Consider the following 1777-nt stretch of genomic DNA (forward strand, 5'->3'; position numbering starts at 1 on the left):
ACCCCACGCTTTGTAACCAATAACAAATCAGAAGTCGTATGGGAAAACCAAGCCGATGTGTATGGGTATGAAGAACCAGAAGACGAGTCTGACACGAATAAAGAACATAGCTTCACTCAGCCAATACGCTTTCAGGGGCAATATTTAGATGAAAAGAGTGGCTTACATTACAACCGCTACCGCTACTACAGCCCCAAACAACAACGCTTTATAAACCAAGATCCAATTGGTTTGATAGGTGGCATAAACCACTATCAATATGCGCCGAATCCGGTTAATTGGGTGGATCCGTTTGGGTTGAGTTGTAAAGAGAATACATGGAATACCTTTCAGAAAAATACTAAAGGACATTTTAAAAATAGTTCTGAAGCTGCCGCATCGTATCAAGTCATGAAAGATGTTCGCAAATTAGATAACAAACTACGACCTAATGTTTCGGATTACTTACCTCAATCATATATTGATGCTCATGAGGCAAAATTTGCTGAAGGTGCTGCATATTTTACTCCTAAGTGGGCGTTAGATGAATTCGGGCGCAGTGTTGTTGGTCGTCCTGATGGGCAATTTGTTATGACGAAAACTCAGATGGATGGTATTCTTACTCGAAGTAGTGGTGATATGGGATTAATAGAGGAAGAGCTTGGTATTCCTGCAGGTGACTGGCAAAAAAATGAAATGGTTATCATCGAGGTATTTGATCCCAACAAACATAATGTTCGAATTCCAACAGGTCGAGAGGATGGAGCAAATGAACTGTGGCTACCAGGAGGTAAATTGCCGACAGGCCATGATGAGGCTGTTATTGATGCAATCCCTGAAGGCTCATATAAAGAATTGAGTATTGCTGAGGCAGTTAACTCTACTAAAAACGCGAAGGAAAAAAAATGAGTGTAGTATTTCAAAAACCTTATTCTTATACTTTATATGTCTACGATAATGTTTGGTATGTAACATACCTGTCAGGTGGACCGCTTGAATCCGGTGTCTCTATAAAGCTGAACCCTGAAGAGGTCTGTTCAGTACATAATAATCAAGCAGAACTTGAAAAGTTAATAAAGAAATTTAAACAAGATCGCTCTTCATATGAAGGGCGTGAAATCTCACCGGTGGTAACTTCTAATGGTCCACCAGCAAAAAATAACTGAAGAAATAACAACAAAGACACCCACCTAAAAACTGGGATGAAAGCGTTCTTTAACAACATGGATGTTATAAAGGCTTAGCAATTTGATTAAACCTTTCTGATGATATATTACAGCAATATAAATACGATGCCTGTAACCGCTTAGCCTCAGTAACACAAAGCAACAAACGCCATGTAAAAATAGAGCGCGACAGCCTTGGCCGCGTAACTGCGCAGCATGCAAGCCTTGCAAGCGACTCACATATCATTAATAACGCCAATTACTACAGCTATAACCTGCAAGGTAAAATTACTCGTGCGCATAATGCACAATCAACACTTAAGCAACGCTTTGATAAAGGCGGCAGGCTATTGTGCGCCGAGCAAGTTAATAACCAGCAACAAGCGCATACCCTAGAGTACAGCTACGATGAATACGGCAGAAGACAAACTCTTACCCTGCCAGATTCAACCACGCTTAAATACAGCTACAACCAGTTTGGCCAGCTTAGCGGTATTAACTTACAGCAAACCAACAGTAAAGAGATTGAGCTAGCTGAGCCGCTTGTAACATTAAGTTACGACAGCCAAGGTAATATTAAAGCCCAGCAGTTTGGTAACAGCATAACCCTTACCCAACAGTTTGATGTATTC

Annotated in this window: 2 protein-coding genes and 1 pseudogene; all 3 read left to right on the forward strand. The window is 40.7% G+C overall.

Going from position 1 to position 1777, the window contains the following annotated elements; translation table 11 throughout:
* The coding region (locus PAT01_RS20325; protein ID WP_318299781.1) for an RHS repeat-associated core domain-containing protein at positions 1-888 on the forward strand (888 nt) is incomplete at its 5' end.
* On the forward strand, positions 885-1145 hold the full coding sequence (locus tag PAT01_RS19900; RefSeq protein WP_154946059.1) for a hypothetical protein: 261 nt from the start codon (positions 885-887) through the stop codon (positions 1143-1145). The genes PAT01_RS20325 and PAT01_RS19900, both read left to right, overlap by 4 nt.
* Positions 1146-1495: 350 nt before the next feature.
* A pseudogene (locus tag PAT01_RS20330) lies at positions 1496-1777 on the forward strand (hypothetical protein); the annotation flags it as partial.

This window comes from Pseudoalteromonas atlantica, assembly GCA_007988745.1.
Classification (GTDB): domain Bacteria; phylum Pseudomonadota; class Gammaproteobacteria; order Enterobacterales; family Alteromonadaceae; genus Pseudoalteromonas; species Pseudoalteromonas atlantica.